At 36.4% G+C, this 3,924-nt stretch carries 2 protein-coding genes; both read right to left on the bottom strand.

Annotated elements, in window-relative coordinates:
- Positions 1-224: 224 nt before the first annotated feature.
- A complete protein-coding gene (locus Q0A18_RS09840; RefSeq protein ID WP_292009973.1) occupies positions 225-2,624 on the bottom strand; it encodes an FdhF/YdeP family oxidoreductase in 2,400 nt (799 codons plus the stop codon).
- Between the two features lie 78 nt (positions 2,625-2,702).
- A complete protein-coding gene (gene fdhD / locus Q0A18_RS09835; protein WP_292009972.1) occupies positions 2,703-3,587 on the bottom strand; it encodes a formate dehydrogenase accessory sulfurtransferase FdhD in 885 nt (294 codons plus the stop codon).
- Positions 3,588-3,924 lie beyond the last annotated feature (337 nt).

The raw sequence follows: 3,924 nt of genomic DNA, 5'->3' as shown, positions 1-3,924 counted from the left end.
ATACTAAGTATACTTATTTCAAACCACTCCCAAAGGCATACTAAGGAATTTATATTTGCAAGAAAATATGGAAAGAATATCCAAAACGGGAACTCTTTATAAGAGTATAACCTTCCCATTTACTGTTACTTCTTCTTGGGATGTTCTTTAAAATCAGCTAAAATGAACTCTAAAATCTATAATTTTTCACCCACCTTATAAACCGATTTAAGTCCGAACTAAGATTACTTCAGACCCGTTCCTGATGCGGCAATGACGTGGTCATCAATTTTTTTAAAAATATCGGGGTTGTGCTTACGGATTTTTATACGGACATATTTTGAAGCCGGCATATTAGCACCATTTACTACATTATTGATGGATACCAAAACATTGGTTTCCGGAAAATAGGTCATAGTACTCTTTTGTGGGATAGGATATTTTACTACAATAAAAAGAGGTGCGATCCTCTCAATTCCGTCATCATAATTGAAAAGATCTACATGCTCACCTTCTTTAAAACCAGCTTTCTCAATATCATATTCATTCATCATTACCACTCTTCTTTCATTGAAAATTCCTCTGTAGCGGTCATCCAGCCCATAAACCACTGTATTAAACTGGTCATGTGTTCTGGTCGTTCCCATCAGATATTCATCAGCTTCAAGAGAATTATCTGGTACAGCTGTAATATTGAAAGCTGCTTTCCCCTGATGAAACTCACTATTAAAAATACCATCTCTCGGCTCATTTGGAAGATAAAATCCACCTTTCTGAACTACCCTTGTATTATAATTTTCAAATCCGGGAATACATTGTTCAATATCATTACGAACAGCATCATAACTGTTAATAAACTTATCCCAGTCTACTACAGAACGTTCGCCCAGAACTGCTTTTGCCATTCTGCAGGCCACATGTGTTTCATTAATCAAATGTTTTGAAATAGGCTCGAGAACACCTCTTGACCACTCTACAACACCCATTGAATTTTCAGTACTTACATGCTGAAGCTCTCCGTTAATTATATCTTTTTCACTTCTGGAAATTACCGGTAAGATAAGAGCTTCTTTTCCATGGATAAGATGGCTCCTATTTAATTTTACAGAAACAATCACGGACATTTCCAGCTTTCGCATTGCTTCTGCTGTAAAAGTCGTATCCGGTGCAGCTGATAAGAAATTGCCACCCATACAAAACATAAACTTCACATCACCCCGATGCATTGCCTTTAGCGCCTTCACGACATCATAACCGCCCTCTCTTGGTACCTTAAAACCATAATATTCTTCCAAACGATCCAGTTGCTCAGTAGTGGGATGATGGTTGATCAGTAAGGTTCTGTTTCCCTGCACATTACTATGACCACGAACAGGGCAGGCTCCTCCTCCCTGAATTCCTATACTTCCTTTCATAAGAAGCAGGTTCACTATATTATAGATCATGTCCACCCCGTTATGCTGCTGTGTGATTCCCATTCCCCAACATATAATAATACGTTTTTTTGAGGCAATCATCTGTGCCGCTTCTCTTAGCCTTTCGATCGGAATTCCACATTCTACAGCCAGAAAATCAAGGTTATACCGTTTTAATTCTTCACTCAACTCCTTAAACCCTGCAGTCTTGTTCTCAATAAAATCATGATCTAGTACTTTTCCCGGATTTTTAGCTTCCTCTTCTAATATTAAGATTTGAAGGGCCTTCAAAAGAGCCATATCTCCATTGATCTTAACAGGAAGGTATAAATCTGACAATTCATAGGGCTTATCAAGCAAAGCACGAACATCCTGAGGATTTCGGAAACCTTTTAACCCGGCCTCAGGAAGTGGATTGATCGCCATAATTTTTGCTCCGTTTTTCTTTCCCTTAGTTAAAGCCGAAAGCATTCTGGGGGAATTGGTTCCGGGATTCTGTCCCATGATTATAATAAGATCGGTATCATAAAAGTCTTCCAGTTTTACTGTACCTTTCCCAATGCCAATACTTCTGGAAAGTGCATAGCCTGAGGTCTCATGACACATATTGGAACAGTCCGGAAAGTTATTGGTTCCGAATTCACGGGCAAATAACTGGTAAACCCAAGTTGCTTCGTTACTGGTTCTTCCTGAAGTATAAAAAACGGCTTCGTTAGGAGATTCTAAAGCATTAAGTTTTTTAGAAATCTTTGCAAAGGCATCATCCCAGCTTATCGGCTGATAATGGGTTCCATTTTCAGGTAAATACATAGGTTCTTCAATTCTTCCCAACTGGCTAATTTCAAAATCAGTCAGTTTTGCTAAGTCATACACTGAATTTTCCTTAAAAAACTCTGCTCCTATTTTTTTTGAAGTAGCTTCTTCTGCTAAAGCTTTTGCTCCATTTTCACAATATTCGCCCAATCGGGAACGTTCGTCATCAGGATCTGGCCAAGCACAGCTCGGACAATCAAAACCATCAAATTGATTCATACTGAAAAGGGCTCTTCCTCCACGAAGAAAAGATGCGTTACGCACGAGCTGATCCAGCGAATGTATTACCGCCGGTACACCCGCTGCCCAAGCTTTTGGAGGTTTTAGCCTTAGGTTCAATAATTTATATGGTGGTTCTGCAGCAGGTAACCTACTGATATCTTCTTTTATTTTATTGAATAAATCCTTGTTTTCCATAATTTATAAAATTTAAAAAAAATAAAAATTTAGTATTTTAGATTCGGATTCGGAAGGTGAAACCTCACTGAATTATCTTTAATTCTCATCTCCATACAAATTTTCAATTTTAAAATAATTACCGGAATGATAAATATTAAAACGGTTATTCCGAAGAAATCCCAATAATGTAATATCAAATTCTTTTGCAAGATCTATTGCCAGGCTGGATGGTGCTCCTATTGCAGCAATCATACCAACTCCTGCCATTGCCGCTTTCTGAATAAGCTCAAAACTAGCTCTTCCGCTTAAGACTAGAATTTTATTAGTAAGAGGAAGTAAGTCTGCATACAAGGCGTGACCTATGAGTTTATCCAATGCATTATGCCTTCCTACGTCTTCACGTAAGGCATAAAGATTACCATCTATGTCAAATAGGCCAGAAGCATGTATACCTCCTGTGGCACTAAAATTTTTCTGAAAAGTTTTTAACTTTTCTGATAATTGATAAAGTCTTTCAAGGGAAATTACAGCATTTTGTTTTTTGTGATTGTGAAAAATACTTACCGTCCGTATGGACTCTATAGAACCTTTTCCACATACACCACAACTGGATGTAGTATAAAAGTTTCTGTCAGCCTTCTTAAGTTCTGGAACAAACCCCTCTGTAAGCTCCACAATGACAATATTTTCATTATTTCTTGAACAGTCTGTTTCCGGAAAGCTAATATTTTTAACCTGTTGGCGGTTGAAAATAATCCCTTCCGTAAATAAAAACCCGATTGCAAGTTCTCCATCATTTCCCGGAGTCCTCATAGTTACAGATATATTTTTAGTCTCTTTTTTATCTGCAATATAAGAAACCCTTATTTCCAGTGGCTCTTCTACAGAAATATCATCCATATAAGGAAAACTTTCATTCTCCTCAACTTTTATAATTTCTACCTGCTTAACTGACTTATTCGACAACAAATTGGCTTTCATAATTAATAATTTAAATACTAATTTATTCCTCAAATTAAGGAGAAGTAGAATCTCAGTAATCTTATTCCATTAAATGTAAAGAGATAGAAAAGTTCCGCATCCATAACTATTAATCCAAACAAAGTGCCGTATCTCAACAAAGAAGAATCAATATTCCTGAAACCCTAATTCATTACCCACTCTTCAGGAGAAAGGGCCTCTATCCAATCTCATTAGAAAATAAATATGGTAATTAAAAAAACAGAAAAAATTTCAATACCTCTCAGGTTTTAATAAATACTATTTCTTTACAATAATAGTAATTTTTAAACTTATTTGATATTAACATAAAAATTTT

Origin of the sequence: Chryseobacterium sp., assembly GCF_022712095.1 — a bacterium.
GTDB lineage: Bacteria > Bacteroidota > Bacteroidia > Flavobacteriales > Weeksellaceae > Chryseobacterium.
The sequence above is the reverse complement of the archived record's forward strand: the minus strand, read 5'-3'. Positions and strand labels throughout refer to the sequence as shown.